This window comes from Aeromonas sp. R3-1, from assembly GCF_040908345.1.
Lineage (GTDB): Bacteria > Pseudomonadota > Gammaproteobacteria > Enterobacterales > Aeromonadaceae > Aeromonas > Aeromonas veronii.
Genome location: NZ_JBFODN010000087.1, coordinates 1 through 23,091, shown reverse-complemented (window position 1 = coordinate 23,091; position 23,091 = coordinate 1). Strand labels below are relative to the sequence as shown.

Here is a 23,091-nt window from a genome sequence, read left to right as displayed (position 1 = left end):
TGGTGGAGGGAGAAGGATTCGAACCTTCGAAGGCAGAGCCGTCAGATTTACAGTCTGATCCCTTTGGCCGCTCGGGAACCCCTCCACGGGGTATTGCTTTCAACTTGTCGCACTTGAAATGGTGGAGGGAGAAGGATTCGAACCTTCGAAGGCAGAGCCGTCAGATTTACAGTCTGATCCCTTTGGCCGCTCGGGAACCCCTCCGCAAGTGCGAGGCGCATACTAACAGATCTTCCGGTTTTGTGAACCCCCAAGCAGGATTTTTCCATTAAAAGAATTGGATTTGTGGCCGATAACCAGTGAAATCGCCATTTTCGAGAGTTATCTCATGCTGCCCAGTTCAATCCGTAATCACTTGCTCGTTGATGAGGGCCAGTTGGGGCAGCGCCTCAACCGTGACCTGCAGCATGGGGATCGGGCGGATTTCCGGTTGCATCTGGCCCTGCTGACCGACGCGGTGGAGGAGCAGCCCTGGTTTGATGCCAAATCGGCGGCCACTCCCCAGAGCCGTGACTGGCGTATGCACTTTGCGCTGAGACCGGCAGAGGTGCTGGTGGCTGAAGGGGCGGGGAGTGACTGCAGTGCCATCAATGAGCGGCTGCAGCAGGGGGGAAGCATGGTGGATGTGCGGCTCTGGCTGGCGCTGCAAACACCGCCGATGGCGGTCAAACAGCCACTGCTCGATGAGGCTGTCTACGACAACCTGTCACCGCTGGCGCGGGAGCGGTTGCAAGGAAAGCTGGCCGATATGCCACGCCAGGAGGATCCGCTGGAATTGCTGCCGATCCTCGATCGTTTGCAAGAGGGGGTGGATACCCGGTTGCACTGGCTCAGTTGATGGCGCCTGTTCACTGACGTAATGCTGTGCTTGTGGGGTAAATCACAGGCAACAAAAAGGCGGGTAACCCCGCCTTTATGCTCTTTGGAATTTTTAGCCTTGCAGCATGCTATCAAGCGTCAGCTTCATCCGGTTGCGGCTGCTCTTTGAGGGCGGCATTGGCACGACGGGCAATCGGCTTTTCGGTGTGACGATTGAGTTGACGCTCCAGTTTTTGCCCCAGTTCGTTGATGGCGGCGTAGAGATCCTCATGCTCTGCCTGGGCAAACAATTTGCCGTTGGGGATGCCAGCACTGGCTTCGACAGTGAACATCAGACGCTCTTTGGAAACAATCACATGGGGTGTGATGAGAGGCACCTGAAGACGTTCGAGCTTTTCAAAACGGGATTCGATGCGCTCGCGGATAGCCGGGGTGATGTCGATGATTTTGCTGGTAATTTCGATTTTCATATTGGCCCCCTTCGGGTCGTCTTGCTTGTGTCTTCACCTTCAGATTACTCATTGGTAAAGATTGAAATGTGATCTATGTCACATAACCTTCCCTTGGCTATTCAGCAACTTATAAATTGTGATCTTTTCCGGTTTCGTGCCAAAAACAGCTTGAGCTCCATGAAACTGGCAGGCAGTATGACGGGAATAGGATCGTTTCTGTCCCTTCTTGGCAGCACTTCGTGTCGACCTCATGTCCGGTTTCCACTGCTTGATATCGCATGTTTGTACTCTTCCCTCGCAATCTCTGATCTGATGAGCGGATGCAGGGGGCGTTGCTATGCCTGATTGGACATCAAACGTGGTTGGTTGTTGTGTTGGAGTGGTAAATGAAGCAGCAGGCCACGCAAGTCATGTGGTTTTTCGATCGGCAACATGATCAGTGGAGTCTTTCTGATCAGGGGGCCTACCAGCAGTGGCAAGGGGAGGGCAATCATCCTTGGGCCGCTCGCCTGTTACCGGAAGATGAGGCAGGCTTTGCCGACTTTCTCGTCCGGCTTCATGAATCACATCTGCCTGAACAGTTCATCGGTCATCTGAAAGATGATCAGGGGCAGCTCAACCATGTGCTCTGGAGCGGCCAGTTTGTGCCCACCCAGCAGATCTGCTGTGGCTGGCTGGCCCCTCTTGATACCGCCAACAGTGCTGTCTCCTCCCTCAATCTCTCTTTGCCGTTGCTGCAAACCACCCTGCTTACCCAGTTGGCGCAGGCGCTCTCTGCCCGCACTGGGCTCGATTTCTTCAATACCCTGGTCAGCCAGCTGGCCCATATCCTCAAGGTGGATGCGGTCTGGGTGGGTGAGTTGTGCGGTGCCGACCGGGTCAAAGTGCTGGCTGCCGATGGGTTGTCGCTTAAAGACTACCCGCTGGCGGGCTCCCCCTGTCAGGAGCTCTATAAGCAGGGGGCCATCTGTTTCGAGGTGATCGACGAGTCGCAGGAGTATCAACCCTGGCTGGCGGCCGGGCAGACTTATTATGGTCAGCCGCTGTTTGATGCCAGAGGCCAACTTCTGGGCCATCTGGCGCTGCTCTATTCGGCCCCGGCAGATACCAGCAATCTCACCTCGGTGCTCAATACCTTCTCGGTACGGATGGTGACCGAGCTGGAGCGTCTGCAATCAGATGCCCAGATGCGCCTCTCTGCCGTTGCATTCGAGACCCACGAAGGGATCATCATTACGGATCCGGGGTTCAAGATCCTGCGGGTCAACAACGCCTTCAGCCAGATCACCGGCTTCGACAGCCAGTCGGTGCTGGGCCTGCATCTGGAAGAGGATCTCTGGCCCAATCTGGGTGGGCTCGGCTACGAGCTCAATACCCTCAGCCGCTGGCAGGGGGAGACCCTGCGTCGCCATGCCGATGGTCACACCTATCCCCAGTGGGAGATAGTGACGCCGGTGCAGGACGAGAAGGGAGTGATCAGCCACTTTGTCATCTGCTTCGAGGATATCTCCGAGCGCAAGGCGGCCGAGCGACGCATTCAGGATCTCGCCTATTACGACGAGCTGACCGGATTGCCCAATCGCCGTCAGTTGCATGAGACCCTGGTGCAGACCTTCAACGAGGCGACCCGCGATGGCTTGATTGGCGCGCTGCTCTTTATCGATCTCGATCACTTCAAGACCATCAACGACTCCCTCGGCCACGCTACCGGTGACTGGCTGCTCAAGGAGGTCGCCGCCCGTCTCAAACGGCTGGTGCGACAGGGGGATTGCCTGGCCCGCCTCGGCGGTGACGAGTTTGTGTTGCTGCTGCCATCGCTCTCGGCCAGCCCGCCCCAGGCGGAGATGCAGGCCGATATCATTGCCGAACGGCTTATCACCGAGATTGCCGCTCCTTATACCTATGTGGGGCAGGTGCTGCACATCGGCGCCAGTGTCGGCATTACCCTGTTTCCGGATCGGGAGCAGGGGGTCGATGATCTGCTCAAGCAGGCGGATACCGCCATGTATCAGGCCAAGTCCGCTGGCCGCAAGACCCGTCGCTTCTTCGATGCCTCGATGCAGCAGCAGGCGGATCGCCGTCTGCTCATTCACAACGAATTGCGCAACGCCCTCAGCCAGCAAGAGCTGACCCTCTACTATCAGCCCCAGCATATGGTCGATGGCGGCGATATCATCGGTGTCGAGGCGCTCATTCGCTGGCAGCCGGCCGGTCGCTCGCTGGTCTCGCCGGCCGAGTTTATTCCCATCGCCGAGGAGACGGACCTGATTGTCGATATCGGCAACTGGGTGCTGCACGAGGCGTGCGCCCAGTATGTGCTGTGGGAGGAGAACGGCATCCACATTCCGCAGATCTCGGTCAACGTCAGTGCCAAGCAGTTCCATGCCACCGATTTTGTCGAGCGGATCCACGATGTGTTGGCGCATACCGGCATGGATCCGGCCTGCCTCAATCTGGAGATCACCGAGTCCGTGGTGCTGGGCCATGCCGAGGATACCATCAGCAAGATGACCGAGCTCAAGGAGCTCGGCATCAGCTTTGCTATCGACGATTTTGGCGCCGGTTACTCCTCTCTGAGCTACCTCAAGCGGCTGCCAGCCGATGAGCTCAAGATCGACCGCTCCTTCATTCAGGACATCCCGAAAGATGGCGACAACATGGCCATCGTCGAGGCGGTGATCGCCATGGCGCGACATATGGGGTTCAACGTCACGGCGGAAGGGGTGGAGTCCCGTCAGCAACTGGAGTTTCTCAAGGCGCAGGGGTGCAGTTTCTATCAGGGCTATCTCGCCTCCAAGCCGCTGCCGGTGCCCTATCTGGAGAAATATGTACAGCGGCTGACCAGACCGGAACAACTGCGTGAAATGCAGCTGAGCGAGGCAGAAAAATAGTCTCTGCTCCCCGCTGTAGCGCTGCCCGGCAACGGGTAGAATGAGAGGCAGTAGACCCACCGCCACCGGGCGGTGTATTGCCCTCAATGGAGATGTTCAGTGAAAGCTGTATGGGGAATTGTTTTGTCGGCGCTGTTTGTGCCGACCCTGATGGCGCAGACTGCCGACCAGACGCTCTACCGTCAGGCGTATGACGCCGTACGGGCCAATGATCAGGCCCGTTTCCAGCAAATTCGTGCCCGTTTGACCCATTATCCCCTGTTGCCCTATCTCGACTACTATCAGCTCGCCTTTCGTCCGGGGGCAGCCGATTACAACGATGTGACCCGCTTTATCCGCCAGCATGGGGATACTCCCCAGTCCAACCGGCTGGAGCGCAGTTATCTGACCTATCTGGCCCAGAGCCAGCAGTGGTCGCAGTTCCTGCGCTTCTATCCGGCCAAGCCGAGCTCCACCGATCTGCTCTGCATGCACTATCAGGCGCTCTATTACACCGGCAAGCCGAAAGAGGCGTTGCAGGGGGCGGGCAAGATCTGGATGAGCGGCCAATCCCGTCCCGATGCCTGCTCCCCGCTGTTCCAGCTGTGGCAGGCATCCGGTCAGCGAACCCAGGAGAAGATCTGGCAGCGGATGACGCTGGCGTTCGAGGCGGAAAACCCCAATCTGATCCGCCATCTTGGCGCGACCCTGGGTAGCGGCTTGCAAAGCTATGGCGATCAGATGGTGACCCTGTTTGAGCAGCCCGCCAAGGCGATGAACCCGGCCTATTTCAGCAGCAATCCCTATTCCCGCAAGCTGCTCTCCCTCGGCTTGACCCGCTATGCCAATCAGGAGCCTGAGTCGGTGCTGCGCCAGCTTGCGCTGTTTCGCAGCCGTTTTGGCCTGACCCAGGCCGAGGTGAAACCGGTAGAGCGTGCCATTGCCCGCCGCCTGCTGCTGGATCGCTCCATTGCCCAGCGCAGCTGGGTCGACAGCACGGTGAAAAAGCTGGCGGATCCCGACATTACCGAGCTGCGGGCACGACTGGCCATCTGGGAGCAGGATTGGCGTGGCCTCTCCGGCTGGGTGAAGATGATGCCGATGGTCCGTCAGAAAGAGGATCGCTGGCGCTACTGGATGGCGCGCTCCCTTGAGGTGCAGGGGCAGCAAAAACCGGCGCGGGATCTCTATCTGGAGACTGCCAACCTGCGTGGTTTCTACGGTTTCATGGCGGCCCAGCGCACCGGTGTGCCCTATCGCATCAAGAACCAGAGCGTCAAGCATGTACCGGACTGGCGCACGGCCAGCCAGCGCTGGCCCTTCCTGTTGCGGGTGCGCGAGTTGCTGTCGATGAACGAGATTGCGGCGGCCCGCTCGGAGTGGATCCACAACATGGATCGCAATCCGGTGGCCCAGCGCATCGAGTTTGGCCATATCGCCCTCAATCAGGGGTGGCACGAGCTGGCCATTCTCGCCAGCATTCGCGCCGAAGCGTGGGATGCCCTCGACCTGCGCTTCCCGCTGCCTCTCAAACGCACCTTCTCCCAGATGGCGCAAGAGCGCACCATGAACACCAGTTTGCTCTATGCCATCTCCCGTCAGGAGAGTGCCCTCTATCCGCTGGCCCAGTCGCCGGTGGGGGCGCGCGGTCTGATGCAGCTGATGCCTGCTACTGCCAAAGAGACTGCCGGCAAGCTGGGGGTGCCCTATCGCAACGAGCAGCAACTGTTTGATCCGACGATGAATATTCGTCTGGGGAGCGCCTATCTCAAGCGCTTGCTGGATGTCTATGACGGCAACCGGATCCTGGCGGCGGCCGCCTACAACGCCGGGCCGGGACGGGTAAAACGCTGGCGAGAGCAGAGTGACAACAAGCCGATGGACGTGTGGGTCGAGAGCATTCCCTACAAGGAGACCCGCAACTACGTGCAAAACGTGTTGTCGTTCGATCTCATCTATCAGCACAAGCTGCAGCAGCCGCTGCGCTTCATGTCGGAGCGGGAGCTCAATCACGCCTATTGAGTCGGGGGCCGCCAGCCGGCCCCTGTTTTCAAATTTCCCTGCTGCCGGGTATCATCGGGTAAGGTTTTGTTACCAAAGGAAACATGCCTGGTGACCTGGCTCCGGGAATTGCATCAGGCCGCAGGGTATACTCGGGCGTCGGCACCGACAGGTTCCCCCACAATAAAGGAATGGATAGTGGCAACGATTAAAGACGTTTCTCAGCTGGCAAATGTGTCTATCTCCACCGTGTCGCGGGTTATCAACAACACGGCACAGGTAGCACCGGAAAAGCGTGAGGCCGTACTGGCGGCCATGAAGGAACTGAATTTTCGACCCAACAGTTTTGCCCAGGCACTGGTCAGCAAGCGTTCCAACTGCATTGGCGTGCTGGTTGGCGACCTCTGCGGCGGCCCCTTCTTTGCCCAGATGATGCGTGGCATCGAAACCATGGTCGATCAGGCCAACAAGTTCACCATCGTCATGTCTGGCAACCACGATATCGCGCGCGAGCGTCATGCCATTCAGGCGCTGCTGCAGCGCCAGTGCGATGCGCTGATCCTCCACAGCAAGGCGCTCCCGGACGAGGAGCTGAGCGAGCTGGCGGCTGGCTCTACCCCCATCGTTTTCATCAACCGTCAGGTGCCGGGCGCCGAAGATCGCTGCGTCTGGCTCGATAACCAGGCGGGGATCACCACCGCGTGCCAGCATTTGCTGGATGCCGGTCATCGCAACATCGCCTTTATCACCTCCGATGATGAAGAGTTTGTCGATGGTCAGCAGCGGATGGCCGGTTACACCCAGACCCTGGCCAGAGCCGGGATCGCCTTTGATCCTGCACTCGTTAGCCGCGCCTATGCCGACGAAAATGGCGGCTATGTGGCGATGAGTGAATTGTTGGCCCGTGGTGTCGAGTTCACTGCCGTGCTCGGTTTCAACGACGGTATGGTGGCCGGCGCCATCTCTTGCCTGCTGGAGCGGGGTTACAAGATCCCGCAGCAGGTGTCGGTGGTGGGGTTCGACGATATCCCCTACGCCCGCTACATCTATCCCAAGCTCACCACGGTGCGCTACCCCATCGAGGAGATGGGCAGCCGCGCAGCCGAGCTGGCGCTGCGTCTGCTCGATCACAAGCCGGTGGACGGCCTGGCGCTCAAGTTTGAAGCCCAGCTGGTGGAGCGGGAGTCAGTCGCCTGACGTGCGTCAGACAGTGAACAACAAGGTGGCCCCATCGGGGCCACACTCTTTTCTGCGTTATCTGAATAATCCGCTATTTATCCCGCCAGGGCGATCCGCTGCTGGCGGCGCACCTCTACCCCTTCTGCCACCATATCGAGCAGCTGCCTTGTCTGTTCCCAGCCGATGCAGCTATCGGTGATCGACTGGCCGTAGCGCAGCGGTTTGCTGCCAATCTCCTGATGCCCTTCGCAGATAAAACTTTCCACCATGATGGCGGCGATGGCATGGCTACCTGCCCCCAGCTGGTCGGCAATGTCACGGGCAACCAGCAGCTGGCGGGCATGCTGCTTCTGGCTGTTGCCGTGGCTGCAATCGATCATCAGCCGGGGTGACAGATTATGCTGGCGCAGCAAGTCTCCAGCCTCTGCCACATGACAGCTCTGATAGTTGGGCTGCCGGCCACCGCGCAGGATCAGGTGGCAGTCGGGATTGCCATGGCTGCGCACCAGTGCCAGCTGGCCATCACCGGAAGGCTGGGTATAGAGGTGGGCTGCCCGGCTGGCGAGGATCGCCTCTACCGCGATCCGGATATTGCCATCGGTGCCGTTTTTAAAACCGATGGGGCAGGGGAGAGCGGAGGCTAGCTGGCGGTGGAGCTGGGATTCGGTGGTGCGGGCGCCAATGGCACCCCAGCTGATGAGATCCCCCAGATAGAGCATGCTGGTGAGATCGAGAAATTCGGTGGCACAGGCGAGCCCTTCCTGTCCAAGTGCCAACAGTAACTCCCGAGCCTGGGTTAGTCCCTTTTCCAGTTGATCGCTGCCATCGAGGTCGGGATCGAAGATAAATCCTTTCCAGCCGAGCGTCGTGCGCGGCTTTTCGAAATAGGTGCGCATCACCAGTTGCAGCTGCTCCCCGTATTGGCCCTGCAGTTCAGCGAGCTGGCCACCATAGTCGCGGGCGGCTGCCGGATCGTGAATGGAGCAGGGGCCGATCACCAGCAGCAGGCGATCATCCTCTCCCTGCAGAATATGGCGGGCTTGCTGGCGGCTGCGAGCGATCTGGCGAGCGAGCCGTGCCGGACAGGGTCTGGCCTTTAACATCTCGTCAGGGGTGGGCAATGTGGCAAGGGGTGAAGCATTCAGAAGTGAGGTGAACATGAGCGATCCTGATGAAAATGGAAATCTGCATGCTTTTTGCTGTCCAGTGGGGATCTTCCCCTTATTCTCTTGGTTAACAGAGCGCGGGCATGGGCCCGCGCTCTGTTATATCGGCCTTGGCTACCTTAGAAGCGGGCTGAGCCGCTGACGTAGTAGCTGCGACCCGGTTCGACGTTCTGGAAGACGGTGTCTTTCTCTTGCAGGCGCACGTCGGTCAGGTTGTTGATCCCCAGTCGCAGGTCAAAGTTCTCGGTGACCTTGAAGCCGGTGCCGAGATCGAAGGTCTGATAGCTGGGCAGCTTGTGCAATACGACAACCTTGTTGACGGTCTGCTCGGCAAACTGGGTGCCGGTGTAGGTGGTGCCGACAAAGGCATTGACCCGCTCGGTGGCCTGCCAGATGATCTTGGCGTTGGCCTTGTGCTCCGGCCGCTCGGGCAGTGCCTGACCCTGATCGCCTTCCGCCTTGAGGTAGGTGTAGTTGGCGCCAAGGTTGATATCGTCGGTCAGATCGAGCTTGCCGGTCAGCTCCAACCCCTTGGTGGTGGCTTTCTCCAGGTTGTACCAGGTGCGGTCAGAATATTGCTTTTGAGGACCAGGTAACGCCTTGTTGATTAGCATGTCGTCTATGTCCGAGTAGAAGAGGGTGGCGCTGGTCTCCCAGATCCCCTCTCCTGCGATGACCCCCAGCTCGTAGTTGGTGCTGGTTTCCGGTTTGACCTTGTCATTACCATAGATGCTGCAGCGGCCTCCACAGCTCTCGGTGCTGTAGCCGTTTGTATACTGATGCGAGGCCGGCGCTTTGAAGGCCTGGCTGACACCGCCTTTCACAGTCACCACATCGTTCATCTCATAGACCAGATAGCCGCGCGGGGTGAAGTGGCTGCCGTAGAGCCCGTGGTGATCGTAGCGGCCACCGAGAGTCAGGCTCAGGCTGTCGGTCAGGCCGATCTCGTCCTGAGCGAACAGCGCCTCCTGGGAGTTGCTCTCCTTGCCGCCGATATCCTGGTAACTCACCTCATCCACCAGCTCCCGATCCAGATATTCACCACCCAGGGTCAGGTAGTGGTTGGCCAGCGTCAGGTTGGTGTAGCCCTTCAAAGTAAAGTTGTTCTCTTCTTTAGGCTGCTGGTGGATTTTTAGAATGTCGTTGAAGTCATCTATCTTGGAGCTTTCGTAGTTGACCATGACGGTGGTGTCACCCCAGCTCCAGTTCCCCTTGTGGGTCAGACCAAACAGGTTGCGATCGTTTTGCTGTTGGCGGCTGTGTATCTTATTGCCGATTTTGCGGAAGATATCGAGAGGCCGCTCATCCTGGTTGTAGAGGTAATCCAGCTCGAAGCGTTGCTGCTCATCCACCAGCCAGCTCAGGGTGGAGGCGAAGTTGCGGGTCTGCTTGGCTTCGATAAGGGGGATGCCGTCAGCAGCTTCGGTGGGGGTCCAGGCTTGACGGTCATACACCTCGCCGTTCATCCGGATCAGCAGGTTGTCGGTCAGCGGGCCGGTAAAGCCCAGGTTGGTTCTGTGCTGATCGCCGCCATCCTTGCCCTCGATGGCCTTGAAGTCGGCATCGGCCGCCCCTTGCCAGGTTTTGCCCGGCTGCTTGGTGATGATGTTGATGACACCCCCTATGGCATCGGAGCCGTAAAGTGCCGACATGGGGCCACGGATCACCTCGACCCGCTGGATCATGCCAAGGGGCACGGGAGTGTTGTCGAAGTTGCCGCCGCGCCACAGGGCATTGGAGGAGGAGAGGCGTTTGCCATCCACCAGCACTAGCGTGTACTTGCCGGACATGCCGCGAATACCGATATCGCTGCGGCCATTGGTGTCAGCTTCAGCCTGAATGCCCACTTCGTGGCGCAGCAGATCGGCAAGGTCATTGACTGGCGCTGCGGCGATCTGTTCGGCCGTGATGACAGAGATAGAGGCCGGTGCCGAGCGGGTATTGTGCGCCGTGGTGGTGACGGTGATCACTTCATCGGCTTGAGGCGCGTTGCTGGCGGCGATCGCTTGCTGGGTCAGCAGGGTGACAATGGTAGTGGCCAGCAGGCTGGGAGCAATAAAACGGGAGGTTGAGGATTTCATTATTTACATCTTCCATAATATACAAATGACAAGCATTATCATTATCAAATTGAATTTGCTCCGATCGCAACTCTTTTTTATCGGCGAAGTTCAGTTTCGTTCGTCACCTTCTTTTGACTAAAAAGAAGTTAATGAAATTGATTCTCATTTGTGTTGATCGTTTTTTCGCTCCTTGTTAGGATGCCGTTCACCCTGACATATGGTGAGTCAAATGACTCACTTTAAGTCGTGTCAGGCAGTGATTCATTCCAAGGAGTAGCACCGTCATGTGTGACCATGCACTGGAAGGAGAGTGGCCCGCCACAGCGGCCGGGCTGGATAAAGTGTGCTGTTTTGCCAGCGGTGACAGGGTTCTGGTCGCTTCCGGTATCCACGACAGTTTTATCGGCATCCCACCGGAGAAGCTGCTCGCCCATTTGCGTCAGTTGCGCCAGCAGGGGATGGCCAATCCCATCGCCATCGGCGCCATTCCGTTTGATACTCAATCCCCCTGGCATCTGGTGATCCCGGCGCAATCGCAGTGGGTCAAACGAGATGCATTGTTACCCGCCCGCTGTTGCCAGCTCCATGGCGAGGTGAGCGAAGTGACCGGCTCTGCCCACTATCAGGGGGCGGTGCGGGCAGCGTTGCAGCAGTTCAGCGAGGGGCAGCTCGAGAAGGTGGTGCTGTCGCGCGCCATCGATGTGCAGAGCGCAGAGCAGACCTCCCCCGCACACGCCTATGGCTCTCTGCTGGCCCAGAATCCGGGCGCCTATGTGTTCCAGATCCCGCTGCCGGATGGGGAGACCCTGCTTGGTGCGAGCCCCGAGCTGCTGGTATCGCGCAGCGAGATGGCGGTGGTGAGCAATCCGCTGGCGGGCTCCCGTCCGCGCCACGCGTTTTCCGATCAACAGGCGGCCAGTGCCGAGCTGCTGGGGGCGCAGAAGGATCGCTATGAACATGCGCTGGTGGCCGATGCGGTCGCCGCCGCCCTCGCTCCCTTCTGCCGAGAGCTGGACGTCCCCCTGGAGCCGCAGGTGATCGCGACCCCTACCATGTGGCACCTCTCGACCTGCATCGCCGGGCGGCTCCATGAGCCCTCTCCCGTGCTGGCACTGGCGCTGGCACTGCACCCGACACCGGCGGTATGCGGCACGCCGCTCTCGGCAGCACGTCAGGCCATCGCCCGGCTCGAGGGGTACGATCGCCGCTTCTACTGTGGCGCCGTCGGCTGGATGGATGCCGATGGCAATGGCGAGTGGGTTGTCACCATTCGCTGTGGCGTGCTGGCCGGTAGGCAACTGCGGCTCTATGCTGGTGCCGGGGTGGTGGTGGGCTCTTCGCCGGAAGCTGAGTGGCAGGAGACAGCCGCCAAGCTCGGCACCATGCTGCGCGCCTTCGGCCTCGAAAGCCGGGAGCCGGAGGTAACCGCATGAAGCCGCTGGTGCCCTTTACCCCCTGGCCCGCCGAGCTGGCAGCCCACTACCGGGCACAAGGGTGGTGGCGCGGACAACCGCTCACCGCCCTGCTCGATGACTCTGCCGAACGTTATCCCGAGCGCACGGCCCTGATCTGTGGCGAACGCACCCTCAGTTATGGCCAGTTAAAGCGTGAGGTCGATGCACTGGCGGCGCGGCTGGCCGCGCGCGGGCTGGGTCATGGCGATACCGCGCTGGTGCAGTTGCCCAACTGCGCCGAGTTCTATATCTGCTGGTTTGCCCTGATCCGCTGCGGCGTGGTGGCGGTGCATGCCCTCTACAGCCATCAACGGCGCGAGCTGGTGGCCTTTGCCCGCCAGATTGAGCCCGCCTTGCTGGTACTAAGCCCCTCTCACCCCGGCTTTGCCGGTGAAGCGGGAAGCCTCGTGGCCCTTGATGAGCTGGTATCTCCTTCCTGCCAGACACTGCTGTTCGAGCAGGCTGAAGGCTCCGATCTTCAGTCAGGATTTGCATGGCGTCAGCCTGACCCCATAGCCCGTGCTGATGGTTCGCCGCTGACGGCTATCTCGCCAACTCCTACCCCGGTCGATCAAGTCGCTTTTTTCCAGCTCTCCGGCGGCAGCACCGGCACCCCCAAACTGATCCCCCGTACCCACGATGACTATGGCTACAGCGTGCGCCAGAGCGTAGAGGTGTGCGGCTGGGATGAGCGGGTGATCTATCTCTGCGCTCTGCCAGCGCCCCACAACTTTCCCCTGAGCTCCCCCGGGGCACTCGGGGTGTTTTATGCCGGTGGCTGCGTGGTGCTGGCAAAGGATCCTTCCGCCGCAACCTGTCTGCCGCTGGTGCAGCGCCATCAGGTCAACTGGGCGGCGCTGGTGCCACCGGCTCTGGCGCTCTGGCTGGAGGCGGCCAGCCACTATCCGCAGACCTCCCTGGAGTGTGTGCAGGTGGGCGGCGCGCGCCTCAGCCCGGCTCATGCCGAGGCGGTAGCGAGCCGCCTTGGCTGCCGCTTGCAGCAGGTGTTCGGCATGGCCGAGGGGCTGGTCAACTACACCCGCATCGAGGATGACCAGTGGCACATCGTCAATACCCAGGGCCGCCCGATGAGCCCGGGCGACGAGGTCGAGGTGCGGGATAGCGACGGACGCCCCTTGCCAGATGGCGAGTGCGGCGAGCTCTGGACGCGTGGCCCCTACACCTTTCGCGGCTACTTCAAAGCTGATGCCCACAATCAGCGCGCCTTCGACCGGGACGGTTTCTACTGCACCGGCGATCTGGTCTGCCGCTTGCCCAGTGGTCATCTGATGGTGGTGGGGCGCAACAAGGATCAGATCAACCGGGGTGGGGAGAAGATCGATGCCCTCGAGATTGAAGAGCTGTTGCTGACCCACCCGGAGGTGCGGCAGGCGGCACTGGTCGCCATGCCGGATCCCATGCTCGGGGAGCGCAGCTGCGCCTTTCTGATGTGCCGCGAGCCCCTCAATCTGCCCCGCTTGCGCCGTTTCCTGCGCGAGCAGGGGGTGGCCGATTACAAACTACCCGATCGCCTGGTGCTGGTGGATAAACTGCCTCACACCCCGGTCGGCAAGATAGACAAACAGACGCTGCGCGAGCAGCTCGCCAAGGAGTGTGCATGACCATTCAATCCCTCGCCGCCTATCCACTGCCCACCGCCGAGGAGCTGCCAACCGGGCGGGTGAACTGGCCCTTCGAACCGTGCCGTGCCGCCTTGCTGGTCCACGATATGCAGCACTATTTCGTCGACTTCTACGGGCCGGACAGTCCGCTGATCAATCAGGTCATCGACCATATCGCCACCTTGATCCGTCAGGCGCGAGCTCTTGGCATGCCGGTGGTCTATACCGCCCAGCCCGCCGAGCAGAGTCAGGCCGATCGGGCGCTGCTCAATGACATGTGGGGGCCAGGGCTGACCCGAGCGCCGGAGCGCCAACCCATCGTCCCAGCGCTGGCGCCCGAGCCACAGGATACGGTGCTGACCAAGTGGCGCTACAGCGCTTTTTGCCGCTCACCGCTGGCAGAGCTGATGGCCGGATGGGGGCGGGATCAGCTGGTGATCTGCGGCATCTACGGTCATATCGGGGTGATGCAGACGGCGGTCGATGCTTTTATGCGCGATATCCGCCCCTTCCTGGTGGCAGATGCCATCGCCGACTTCTCCCGCGAGGATCATCTGCTGGCGCTCTCCTACGTCAGCCGCAATGCCGGTCGGGTGATTACCGTGGCCGAGGTGATGGCGGCCAGCAAACGCCCCCTGACTCGCGAGTCGCTGCGTGCTCAGGTGTTGGCGCGGCTGCCCGCCGAGATGCAGCAGGAGCAGCCCACCGAGGATGACAACCTGCTCGACTATGGTCTCGATTCGCTGGCTGTGATGGGGCTGGTGGAGGAGTGGCGCCAGCAGGGAGTGGTGGTGGAGCTGGCCGAGCTGGCCCGCACGCCGACCCTGGCCCATTGGTGGGCGCTCCTCTCCCGTCAGCTGAATGTCAGTCAGGACACGGCTTATCAGGTCAACGAAGAGCACGTCAGCGAACCGGAGTGCACCCCATGAGCGAGTGGCAAGGCAGAACCGTCTGGGTAACCGGTGCGGCACAGGGAATTGGCCATGCGGTGGCGCGCACCTTTGCCGAGGCGGGGGCCAGCGTGGTTGCGTTCGATCTGCAACTGGCCGAGGCACTGCCCGGCAACGTGAAGAGGGTGGTGATCGATGTCAGCGACAGCGAGGCAGTGACCCGCTGCTGCGAACAGCTGCTGGATGAGGGGCTGGGGCCCGATGTGCTGGTCAATGTCGCGGGCGTACTGGCGACCGGCAGGCTCGATGAGGTGGATGACGCCCTCTTGCAGCGCACCTTCGCCATCAACACCTTCGCCCCCTTCTATCTGATGCGGGCCCTGACCCCCTGGTTTCAGGGACGGCGCAGGGGCGCCATAGTCAATGTATCCTCCAATGCCGGTCGGGTGCCGCGAGTGGGTATGGGCATCTATGGCGCCTCCAAGGCGGCGCTGACCAGCCTCACTCAAACGGCAGGGCTGGAACTTGCCCCCTATGGGGTGCGCTGCAATCTGGTGTCGCCGGGCTCGACCCGTACCCCGATGTTGTACGGCATGTGGCAGGAGGGGGAACAGCGTGAAGGGGAGCTGCGCACCATCGCGGGCCTGCCCGGGCAGTTCAAGCTGGGGATCCCCCTTGGCAAACTTGGGACCCCCGACGAGGTGGCAGCCTGTGTGATGTTTCTCGCCTCCGATGCGGCCAGCCATATCACCCTGCAGGATCTGGTGGTCGATGGCGGTGCCACTCTGGGGGTTTAGCCCGCGCGCTGCCGATCTGGCAGGCGTGACACTCTCTTTATGGAGGAGGCCAGGCCTCCTCGCTTTTCAGCCATGCGGGCAGGAGCAACTCACTGCCCGCTTGATGTTTGTGCAAGGACATTCCCATGGAACAGACAATGGCGATGCGCGCCACCCACCAGCGTGGTGAGCACCCGCGCTGGCCGCTTACCACCGCTCAGGCTGGCATCTGGTTTGCCCAGCAAAAATACCCGCAGAGCCCCGCCTGCAATACCGGCGAGTACTGGCTGCTGGAGGGGGCGCTGGCTCCCCATCACTTCACCCGCGCGGTGCGTCAGACCCTCGACGAGATCCCCGGTCTGCACTGCGCTTTTGTGGCCACTGCCGATGGCCCTCAGATGGTGGCCAACCCCGCGTGCTGGCAGCTGAGCGAACGGGATCTGCGCAGCGAAGCTGACCCGCTCGCAGCCGCGCAGGCCGAGATGCGTGCACAGCTGGCCGCCCCCTTCAATCTGGCCGGGGGGCCGCTGTTTGCCACCATCCTTTATCGCCTTGACGAGCAGCAGTGGGCCTGGTTTATTGCCGTGCACCATATCGCTATCGACGGCTTTGGCCTGAGTTTGCTCTGCCAGCGGGTGGTGAGCTGGTATGAGGCGCTTTGTGCCGGCGAGCAGCCTGCCTCCTGCCGTTATGCGACTCAGCAGGAGTTGTTGGCCGAGGAGGCGGCCTATCAGGATTCGCCGCGTGCCGCGCGGGATCGCGATTTCTTCGTGCAGCAGCTGGCCGGGGTGGAGAACCCGGCGTCGCTCTCCCGCCGTCCGGCGCAAGGGCCGGGCCCCACATATCGTCTTGAACAACGGCTTGCTGGCCGCCAGTGGCAGGCATTGGTGGCGCGGGCGAGTCGTTCGGCCTGTCACCCCTACAGCCTGCTGCTGGCGGCGGTGGCCAGCTATGTGCAGCGGATGAGTGGCGCTGGCGAGGTGGTGCTGGGTATTCCGCTGATGGGGCGGCTGGGCTCAGCGGCGGCCGATACTCCCTGCATGAAGGTCAATGTGGTGCCTCTGCGCATTGAACTGAGCGGCACCAGCCGGGTAGGGGAGTTGCTGGCACAGGTCGAGCGGCAATTTGCCGCCCTGCGCCGCCATCAGGGCTGCCGTCAGGAGTGGTTGCAGCTGCGTCAGCCGGGCCAGCCGTTGTTTGGCCCTCAGGTCAATTTGATGCCCTTTGCCCGCACCCTCAGCTTTGGTGAAGGGCACAACCAGGTTCGTGGCGAGGTGCAGGTGCTGGCGGCGGGGCCGGTGGAGGAGTGCGCCTTCTATTTTGCCGAGGAGGCAGGCGCGATGACCCTGACCCTCGAAGCACATCAGGGGCGCTTCAGCCAACAGGAGAGCGAACGTCATCTGGCCCGCCTGCTGGCCTATCTGGCGGCCTGGAGTGAGGTGGATGACGAGGCCCTGGCAGTGCGCTTGCCGCTGTTGCTGCCTTGCGAGCAGGCTGAGCTGGTGCGCTGGAACCAGACCGACTATCTGTTGCCGACTACCACTCTGAGCGCACTGCTGGCCGAGGGGCTGGCGGCGGCAGATCAGAGCGCCATCGCGCTGGAGTGTGGCGCCGAGCGCTGGAGTGTGGCCGAGCTGCGCCAGCGCACCCGCCAGCTGGCATGCTATCTGGCGGGGAGGGGCGTGGGCCCCGGTTGTCGGGTGGCTGTGGTGATCCCGCGCGCTCCCGAGCTTATTCTCGCCCAGCAGGCCATCATGGCGGTGGGGGCCGTCTATGTACCCGTTGACCCGGACTACCCGGCGGAGCGGATCGGCTACATTCTCGCCAGCAGCGATCCCGCGCTGGTGTTGACCAGCCATACGCTTCAGATGCCGCTCGATGTGGCCGCGCCACTTGTCTGCCTCGATGCCCCCGGTGTGGCAGAGCAGCTGGCGGCGGTAGAGTTGGCAACGACAGCACCTTGTGAGCTGCCAGCCCCCAAACCGGAAGATGCAGCCTACATCATCTACACCTCAGGTTCGACCGGTCGGCCCAAAGGGGTGGTAGTGAGCCATGGTGCCATCGTCAACCGGCTGCTCTGGATGCAGCACATGTATCCCATCGGCCCGGCGGATCGGGTGCTGCAAAAGACCCCGGCCGGTTTCGATGTCTCCATCTGGGAGTTCTTCTGGCCCTTTATGACAGGTGCGCGGCTTGTGCTCGCCAAACCGGGTGGCCACAAGGATCCCGCCTACCTTGCCGAGCTGATTGAGCAGGCCGGGATCACCACCTTGCACTTTGTCCCCTCCATGCTGCAGATCTTTGTCACTCAGGCCGAGCCTGCCCGTTGCCGCGCACTGCGGCAGGTATTTTGCTCCGGCGAGGCGCTGCCCGCCGATCTGGTGCTGCGCTGGTATGGGACATTCTCAGCCCCCCTGCACAACCTCTATGGCCCGACCGAGGCGGCGGTGGATGTCACCTGGTATCCCTGCCGGGCAGATGAGGCGGTGACCAGCGTGCCCATCGGCTATCCGGTCTGGAATACCAGCATCCACATTCTCGACCCCTGGTTGCAGCCGGTGCCCCCCGGTGTGGCAGGCGAGCTCTGGATCGGCGGCGTACAGGTGGCGGAGGGCTACTTTGGCCAGCCCGAGCTCACCGCCGAGCGCTTTATTGCCAACCCCTTCGGAGCGGGACGGCTCTATCGCAGCGGCGATCTGGCCGCCTGGCGCGAGGATGGCGCCATCGAGTATCTGGGGCGCCTCGATTTTCAGGTGAAGATCCGTGGTCAACGCATCGAACTGGAGGAGATCGAGCAGGTGCTGCTGCGCCATCCCCGGGTAGCGCAGGCGGTGGTGCTGGCACCCGAATTTGCCCCCGGCGATCGCCGTCTGGTGGCCTATGTAGTGGCCGCAGATAGCAGAGCGCTGACGCTGGCCGAGCTGGTACCCGCCCTTGGCGCCGCCTTGCCCGATTACATGGTGCCGGGGCTCCTGGTAAACCTGGCTGAGCTGCCGCTCACTCCCAATGGCAAGCTGGATCGCAAGGGGCTGCCGCTGCCCGATATGGCGTCGGCGGTCGGTCAGTCGCTGCCAAAAAACCTGCTGGAGGAGCGGCTCTGTCGCCTCTTCGCCGAGGTTCTGGGGCTGGCGCGGGTCGGCGCCGACGATAACTTCTTTGCCCTCGGCGGTCACTCCCTGCTGGCGGCGCAGTTGGTGGTGCGTATTGAGGAATCAATAGGACAGGGTCTCACTCTGGCCAGCCTGTTCGAAGCACCGAGCCCTGCCCAGCTGGCGCGCCGTCTTGGCGGCGAGCGGGAGGCCATGCCCATGCTGTTGCCCCTGCGGGCGCATGGTACGCAGTCTGACACATCGGGCCCCACCCTCTTTTGCGTCCACCCCGCAGGGGGGCTCGGCTGGTGTTATGCGCCACTGGTGCCCCATCTGCCGACCGACATGGCCGTCTATGCCCTGCAGGCGCGGGCGCTCTGTCAGCCGGATGCGCCGCTGCCCGCCAGTTTCGACGAGCTGGCGCTCGATTATGTGACCGAGCTGCGTCGTCAACAGAGCGAGGGTCCCTACTGGCTGCTCGGCTGGTCGCTCGGGGGCATGCTGGTGCACCGGATGGCCGCCATGCTGCAAGAGCAGGGACAGGAGGTGGCCATGGTGCAGCTGCTCGATGCCTACCCCTGTCAGCAGTGGCAAACCCAGCCGTTGCCCGACGAGCAGCGGATGCTCGATGCGTTGCTGCGGATGGGAGGCATTGCGGTTGCGGACGATGCGCTCGACTCCCTCACTCGCAACGACGTGGTGGCCCGACTGGGGGCAGAGGGGAGTGCGCTGGCCATGCTCGACGAGCAGGTGGTGAGCGCCATGATTGAGCTGGTTGGCCACAACAACCGGCTGATCCGTGAGCCGGTCGACTACTGCTACCACGGGGAGGTGATCTTTATCGAGGCGTCAGCCTCTCGCCAGCCCTGGCTGGATGGGCGCGGCTGGGAGTCGTTGACAAAAGGGGAGATCCGCTATGAGCGCTTCCCCTGTCTGCATCAGGAGATGGTGCATCCCGACTGGCTGGCAAAGATCGGCGCCCTTATTGGTGAGCGGGTCGATGGGGTCGGGCAGCAACCGCACATCCGGCAGGAGGAGGACGCATGACCCCGGTTGCCGCCATCCGGGAAGCCTTGCTGGCGGGCAAGTTGGTGGGGCTGGGGGAGCCGCACTGGCACCCGGATTTTATCCGGCGCCAGCACGCCTGGCTGTGTGACCCGGCGCTCTGGGGAGTCATGACCGACCTGGTGCTGGAGTGCGGCAACCGCCGCCATCAGGGCTTGCTCGATGCCTGGCTGACGGGGCAGGAGAGCTGGCAGGGGGAGCCGCTCACGCTGGCACGGCTCTATCCGGTCTGGCTCGACTCCTGCGCCTTTCCCGCCTGGATGGCCCCCGAGTTTCCTGCTCTCTTCACCGCTCTGCGCCAGAGCAATCTGGTGCGCCCTGAACATATGCGGCTACGGGTGCATCTCTGCGAGCCCTTATTCGAGTGGCAGGAGATGAGCCCGGAGCGATGGCAGCAACACAACAGGGGGCGGGATCAGGCGCTGGCCGACTATCTTCTAACACTTCCCCCGCGCGGCGTGGTGGTGCTGGCAGGGGCGCGCCATCTGCTCAAAGCTGCAGGGGATCCCCACTTTGCGCAGCCGACGCTGGGCCAGTTGCTGGAGGCCGCACGGCCGGGCTGGCTGCAGGTGCTTCACCCCTGGCCAATGGCTGATGGAAAGGGAAATGAGGAAGAGGAGCGGGTGTGCGAGCTGGCCGGGATCGCGACTGTCGACCTCTATCCCCACTGGCCGACGCATCCGCCGCTGGAGACTCTTATCGACAGGTTGGTGAGCGTGACTGACCGGGGACGGGAGATGCGAATTTGCCCGACTTTGCTGGCCGATCCCTGGCGCAGCCACTTGCTAAGTCGCGCTCACTTGCTGCCAGCTGGCATGGCCAGCCAGCTGCAACAGTGGCTCGCGTAACTGCTGGTTGGAGTAACCCCTGACAAGAAGTAACAGCTAACTGAAGTAACTCAATGGGGGAGCAAGGCTCCCCTTTTTCACATTTGGCATCCTGCGTTCAGTGCTGCAAAGTTGCACCATTTACGGCATACCTTGCCACTCATCGCCGAAAATTCAGCTCCTTCGCTACTTTAAAGAAGTTTCTACTGGTCTTACCTGAGTAAATCCCTTTGCTTTTTATTTAACAAGGTATTTACATCTAGGTGTCACCAGCATCGGTGACGCTCACAACGGCAAGGAGCCAGTTATGACCCATGTCGACATCCCTTTCCTTCGTTACCTCGATGCGGAAGGGTGCCCGGTCGCCACCTTACCGACCTGGCTGGACAAGGCGATACTGCACACCTTTTACCGCAATATGGTGATGGTGCGCAGCTATGACAAAAAAGCGATAGCGCTGCAACGAACCGGCAAACTCGGTACTTTTCCCTCCCATCTCGGCGCAGAAGCCGTGGGGATTGGCATCGGTCTGGCCATGCAGCCGCAGGATGTCTACGTTCCCTACTATCGGGACATGCCCACCCTCTATGTGCGGGGCGTGCCGATGGAGAAAAACCTGCAATATTGGGGCGGTGACGAGCGGGGCAGTTATTTTCTCAAACCAGATGGGACCCCCTCTGAAGATCTCCCCATCTGCGTCCCCATCGCCACCCAGATCACCCACGCTTGCGGTATTGCCTCGGCCTTCAAACTGCGTAATCAACCGCGCGTCGCCGTAGTCACTATCGGCGACGGCGGTACCTCCAAGGGTGATTTTCTGGAGGGGCTGAACTGCGCCGGTGTTTGGCACCTGCCGATGGTCATCATCGTCAACAACAACCAGTGGGCCATCTCGGTGCCACGCAAGCTGCAATCGAGCGCTCCTACGCTGGCCCAGAAAGGGATTGGTGCCGGGGTGCGCAGCCTGCAGGTGGATGGCAACGATGTGGTCGCGGTCTACGATGCCGCCCGCAGTGCCGTCGAGCGGGCCCGCAGCGGCAAGGGGCCGACTCTGATCGAGGCGGTCAGTTATCGCCTCGGCGATCACACCACGGCCGACGATGCCACTCGTTATCGCGATGGGGCCGAGGTCGAGGCCGCCTGGGCGAAAGAGCCGGTCAAGCGGCTGCGCCAGTTTATGCACAGCCAGGGCTGGTGGGATGAGGAGCAGGAGCAGAGCCTGCTGGCGGAAGCCACCCGGGAGGTAGAGCAGGCGGTCGCCCGCTATGAGGCGATGGCGCCCCAGCCGCCGGAGGCGATGCTCGATTATCACTACGCTAGCCTGCCCGCCGAACTCCTGCCCCAGCGCGAGCGAGTGATTGCCAAGGGGATGAAGCAGGAGGTTGGCCATGAGTGAGATCAGTTTGCTGGAAGCGGTCAACATGGCCCTTCACTACGAGATGGAGCATGACCCGGATGTGGTGGTACTGGGCGAGGACGTGGGGGTCAACGGCGGGGTGTTTCGCGCCACCGTAGGGCTGCGCGACAAGTTCGGTTTCAAGCGGGTGATCGACACGCCGCTGGCTGAGGGATTGATCGCCGGGGTGGCGGTCGGCATGGCGACCCAGGGGCTCAAGCCGGTGGCTGAGTTCCAGTTTCAGGGTTTCATCTTCCCCGGGATGGAGCAGATCATCTGTCAGGCGGCGCGGATGCGAAACCGCACCCGTGGCCGCCTCTCCTGTCCCCTCGTCTATCGCTCCCCGTATGGCGCGGGCATTCACTCGCCTGAACATCACAGCGAGAGCGTCGAGGCGCTGTTTGCCCATATTCCGGGGCTACGGGTTGTGATCCCCTCCAGCCCGAGACGCGCCTATGGCCTGCTGCTCTCGGCCATCCGCGATCCGGATCCCGTGATGTTTTTCGAACCGGACCGCATTTATCGCTCGATGAAATCCGAGGTGGTGGATGACGGTGTCGGCCTGCCGCTGGATGTCTGCTTTACCCTGCGCCCGGGCCGGGATATCACGGTAGTGGCCTGGGGAGCCTGCATTCAGGAGGTGATGCGGGCGGTAAACCTGTTGGCCGAGCAGGATATCCAGTGCGAGGTGCTGGATCTGGCCACCATCAAGCCGCTGGATATGGAGACCATCCTCACCTCGGTGCGCAAGACCGGTCGCTTGCTGGTGGTGCACGAGGCGTGTGGCAGCTTCGGAGTCGGTGCCGAAATTGTGGCGCGGGTGACCGAGCAGGCACTTCCCAGCCTCAAGGCGCCACCCAAACGGTTGACCGGGGTGGATGCCGCCGTCCCCTACTATCGCAACGAGGCGTATTACCTCATCACCGAGCAGGATATCGCCGATGCCGCTCACCAGCTGATGGAGAACCAGTGGCTATGAAATTTTTCAAATTACCGGATCTGGGTGAAGGGTTGGCCGAAGCCGAGATCGTCGAGTGGAAGGTGAGTACCGGTGATACCGTTGCGGTCGATCAGGTGCTCTTGTCGGTGGAAACGGCCAAGGCGCTGGTGGATGTACCCTCTCCGGTGGCCGGGGTGATTGCCCGTCTCTGCGGCGCCGAGGGGGATATCCTCCATATCGGTGCGCCGCTGGTGGAGTTCGAGGGGGGGGAGGATGATGGCACCGTGGTGGGGAAGGTGAGCGCCCATCAGCAACATATCGAGGATCACTTCGTGGTGGGGGCCATTGCCCCAGGTGGCGCGCTGGTGCAAGCCATGCCTGCCGTGCGCCTGCTGGCACAAAAACTGGGTCTGGATATCGACCGGATCAAGGGGAGTGGCAGCGGCGGCATGGTGACCGAGCTGGATGTGCAGCAGGCATTC

At 61.6% G+C, this 23,091-nt stretch carries 16 protein-coding genes and 2 tRNA genes; 13 read left to right on the top strand and 5 right to left on the bottom strand.

Annotated features, from left to right (window positions below; translation table 11 throughout):
- Both AB5Y85_RS05720 and AB5Y85_RS05715 read right to left on the bottom strand, forming a co-directional pair.
- Nucleotides 1–85 (bottom strand) — tRNA-Tyr (locus AB5Y85_RS05720).
- Nucleotides 86–119: 34 nt separating this feature from the next.
- Nucleotides 120–204, bottom strand: a tRNA-Tyr gene (locus AB5Y85_RS05715).
- 124 nt (nt 205–328) lie between these two features.
- On the opposite strand from AB5Y85_RS05715, the gene AB5Y85_RS05710 reads away from it, so the two are divergent.
- Nucleotides 329–838 carry a VC2046/SO_2500 family protein gene (locus AB5Y85_RS05710; protein ID WP_101529584.1) on the top strand — a complete coding sequence of 170 codons (510 nt, stop codon included), beginning with the start codon at nt 329–331 and terminating at the stop codon, nt 836–838.
- Between the two features lie 112 nt (nt 839–950).
- Here the strand turns inward: AB5Y85_RS05710 and raiA are convergent, their stop codons facing one another.
- Complete coding sequence (gene raiA / locus AB5Y85_RS05705) at nt 951–1,289, bottom strand: ribosome-associated translation inhibitor RaiA (RefSeq protein WP_005334257.1); 339 nt, start codon at nt 1,287–1,289, stop codon at nt 951–953.
- Between the two features lie 368 nt (nt 1,290–1,657).
- Between raiA and AB5Y85_RS05700 the strand changes: the two genes are divergently transcribed.
- The 3 genes from AB5Y85_RS05700 (at nt 1,658) to AB5Y85_RS05690 (ending at nt 7,339) form a co-directional block, all read left to right on the top strand.
- Nucleotides 1,658–4,162, top strand: a complete 2,505-nt coding sequence (locus AB5Y85_RS05700) for a bifunctional diguanylate cyclase/phosphodiesterase (RefSeq protein ID WP_257687357.1) — start codon at nt 1,658–1,660, stop codon at nt 4,160–4,162.
- A gap of 99 nt (nt 4,163–4,261) precedes the next feature.
- A complete protein-coding gene (locus AB5Y85_RS05695) occupies nt 4,262–6,163 on the top strand; it encodes a transglycosylase SLT domain-containing protein (RefSeq protein WP_257687358.1) in 1,902 nt (633 codons plus the stop codon).
- 177 nt (nt 6,164–6,340) lie between these two features.
- Nucleotides 6,341–7,339: a LacI family DNA-binding transcriptional regulator gene (locus tag AB5Y85_RS05690; RefSeq protein WP_005350588.1), complete on the top strand. Its 999-nt coding sequence runs from the start codon at nt 6,341–6,343 to the stop codon at nt 7,337–7,339.
- 77 nt (nt 7,340–7,416) lie between these two features.
- On the opposite strand, the gene AB5Y85_RS05685 is transcribed toward AB5Y85_RS05690, so the two are convergent.
- Nucleotides 7,417–8,481: a 3-deoxy-7-phosphoheptulonate synthase gene (locus tag AB5Y85_RS05685; protein ID WP_257687359.1), complete on the bottom strand. Its 1,065-nt coding sequence runs from the start codon at nt 8,479–8,481 to the stop codon at nt 7,417–7,419.
- Between the two features lie 125 nt (nt 8,482–8,606).
- A complete protein-coding gene (locus AB5Y85_RS05680; protein WP_257687360.1) occupies nt 8,607–10,568 on the bottom strand; it encodes a TonB-dependent receptor in 1,962 nt (653 codons plus the stop codon).
- 266 nt (nt 10,569–10,834) lie between these two features.
- Here AB5Y85_RS05680 and AB5Y85_RS05675 point away from each other — a divergent pair, with 266 nt between their 5' ends.
- The 9 genes from AB5Y85_RS05675 to AB5Y85_RS05635 all read left to right on the top strand — a co-directional run.
- A complete protein-coding gene (locus AB5Y85_RS05675) occupies nt 10,835–11,983 on the top strand; it encodes an isochorismate synthase MenF (RefSeq protein ID WP_257687361.1) in 1,149 nt (382 codons plus the stop codon).
- Complete coding sequence (locus tag AB5Y85_RS05670) at nt 11,980–13,626, top strand: (2,3-dihydroxybenzoyl)adenylate synthase (RefSeq protein WP_257687362.1); 1,647 nt, start codon at nt 11,980–11,982, stop codon at nt 13,624–13,626. Before AB5Y85_RS05675 ends, AB5Y85_RS05670 begins: the two co-directional genes overlap by 4 nt.
- Nucleotides 13,623–14,555 carry an isochorismatase family protein gene (locus tag AB5Y85_RS05665; protein ID WP_257687363.1) on the top strand — a complete coding sequence of 311 codons (933 nt, stop codon included), beginning with the start codon at nt 13,623–13,625 and terminating at the stop codon, nt 14,553–14,555. The genes AB5Y85_RS05670 and AB5Y85_RS05665 overlap by 4 nt, the downstream gene beginning before the upstream one ends.
- Nucleotides 14,552–15,313 (top strand): 2,3-dihydro-2,3-dihydroxybenzoate dehydrogenase, encoded by a 762-nt coding sequence (gene dhbA / locus AB5Y85_RS05660; protein ID WP_257687364.1) that lies wholly within the window; start codon nt 14,552–14,554, stop codon nt 15,311–15,313. The genes AB5Y85_RS05665 and dhbA overlap by 4 nt, the downstream gene beginning before the upstream one ends.
- Before the next feature lie 125 nt (nt 15,314–15,438).
- Entirely contained in the window at nt 15,439–19,428 is a 3,990-nt protein-coding gene (locus AB5Y85_RS05655) for an amino acid adenylation domain-containing protein (RefSeq protein WP_257687365.1), read from the top strand.
- Nucleotides 19,425–20,294, top strand: coding sequence for a hypothetical protein (locus tag AB5Y85_RS05650; protein WP_257687366.1), 870 nt, complete (start codon nt 19,425–19,427; stop codon nt 20,292–20,294). The genes AB5Y85_RS05655 and AB5Y85_RS05650 overlap by 4 nt, the downstream gene beginning before the upstream one ends.
- A 286-nt stretch (nt 20,295–20,580) precedes the next feature.
- Nucleotides 20,581–21,669: a pyruvate dehydrogenase (acetyl-transferring) E1 component subunit alpha gene (pdhA, locus tag AB5Y85_RS05645; RefSeq protein WP_021231078.1), complete on the top strand. Its 1,089-nt coding sequence runs from the start codon at nt 20,581–20,583 to the stop codon at nt 21,667–21,669.
- Nucleotides 21,662–22,648, top strand: coding sequence for an alpha-ketoacid dehydrogenase subunit beta (locus tag AB5Y85_RS05640; protein WP_257687367.1), 987 nt, complete (start codon nt 21,662–21,664; stop codon nt 22,646–22,648). Before pdhA ends, AB5Y85_RS05640 begins: the two co-directional genes overlap by 8 nt.
- The coding region (locus AB5Y85_RS05635) for a biotin/lipoyl-containing protein (RefSeq protein WP_368221263.1) at nt 22,645–23,091 on the top strand (447 nt) is incomplete at its 3' end. The genes AB5Y85_RS05640 and AB5Y85_RS05635, both read left to right, overlap by 4 nt.

Coding starts and splice junctions, on each gene's coding strand:
- AB5Y85_RS05710 (WP_101529584.1), top strand. CDS start 329: ATGCTGCCCAGTTCAATCCGTAATCACTTGCTCGTTGATGAGGGCCAG.
- raiA (WP_005334257.1), bottom strand. CDS start 1,289: ATGAAAATCGAAATTACCAGCAAAATCATCGACATCACCCCGGCTATC.
- AB5Y85_RS05700 (WP_257687357.1), top strand. CDS start 1,658: ATGAAGCAGCAGGCCACGCAAGTCATGTGGTTTTTCGATCGGCAACAT.
- AB5Y85_RS05685 (WP_257687359.1), bottom strand. CDS start 8,481: ATGTTCACCTCACTTCTGAATGCTTCACCCCTTGCCACATTGCCCACC.
- AB5Y85_RS05680 (WP_257687360.1), bottom strand. CDS start 10,568: ATGAAATCCTCAACCTCCCGTTTTATTGCTCCCAGCCTGCTGGCCACT.
- AB5Y85_RS05675 (WP_257687361.1), top strand. CDS start 10,835: ATGTGTGACCATGCACTGGAAGGAGAGTGGCCCGCCACAGCGGCCGGG.
- AB5Y85_RS05670 (WP_257687362.1), top strand. CDS start 11,980: ATGAAGCCGCTGGTGCCCTTTACCCCCTGGCCCGCCGAGCTGGCAGCC.
- AB5Y85_RS05665 (WP_257687363.1), top strand. CDS start 13,623: ATGACCATTCAATCCCTCGCCGCCTATCCACTGCCCACCGCCGAGGAG.
- dhbA (WP_257687364.1), top strand. CDS start 14,552: ATGAGCGAGTGGCAAGGCAGAACCGTCTGGGTAACCGGTGCGGCACAG.
- AB5Y85_RS05655 (WP_257687365.1), top strand. CDS start 15,439: ATGGAACAGACAATGGCGATGCGCGCCACCCACCAGCGTGGTGAGCAC.
- AB5Y85_RS05650 (WP_257687366.1), top strand. CDS start 19,425: ATGACCCCGGTTGCCGCCATCCGGGAAGCCTTGCTGGCGGGCAAGTTG.
- pdhA (WP_021231078.1), top strand. CDS start 20,581: ATGACCCATGTCGACATCCCTTTCCTTCGTTACCTCGATGCGGAAGGG.
- AB5Y85_RS05640 (WP_257687367.1), top strand. CDS start 21,662: ATGAGTGAGATCAGTTTGCTGGAAGCGGTCAACATGGCCCTTCACTAC.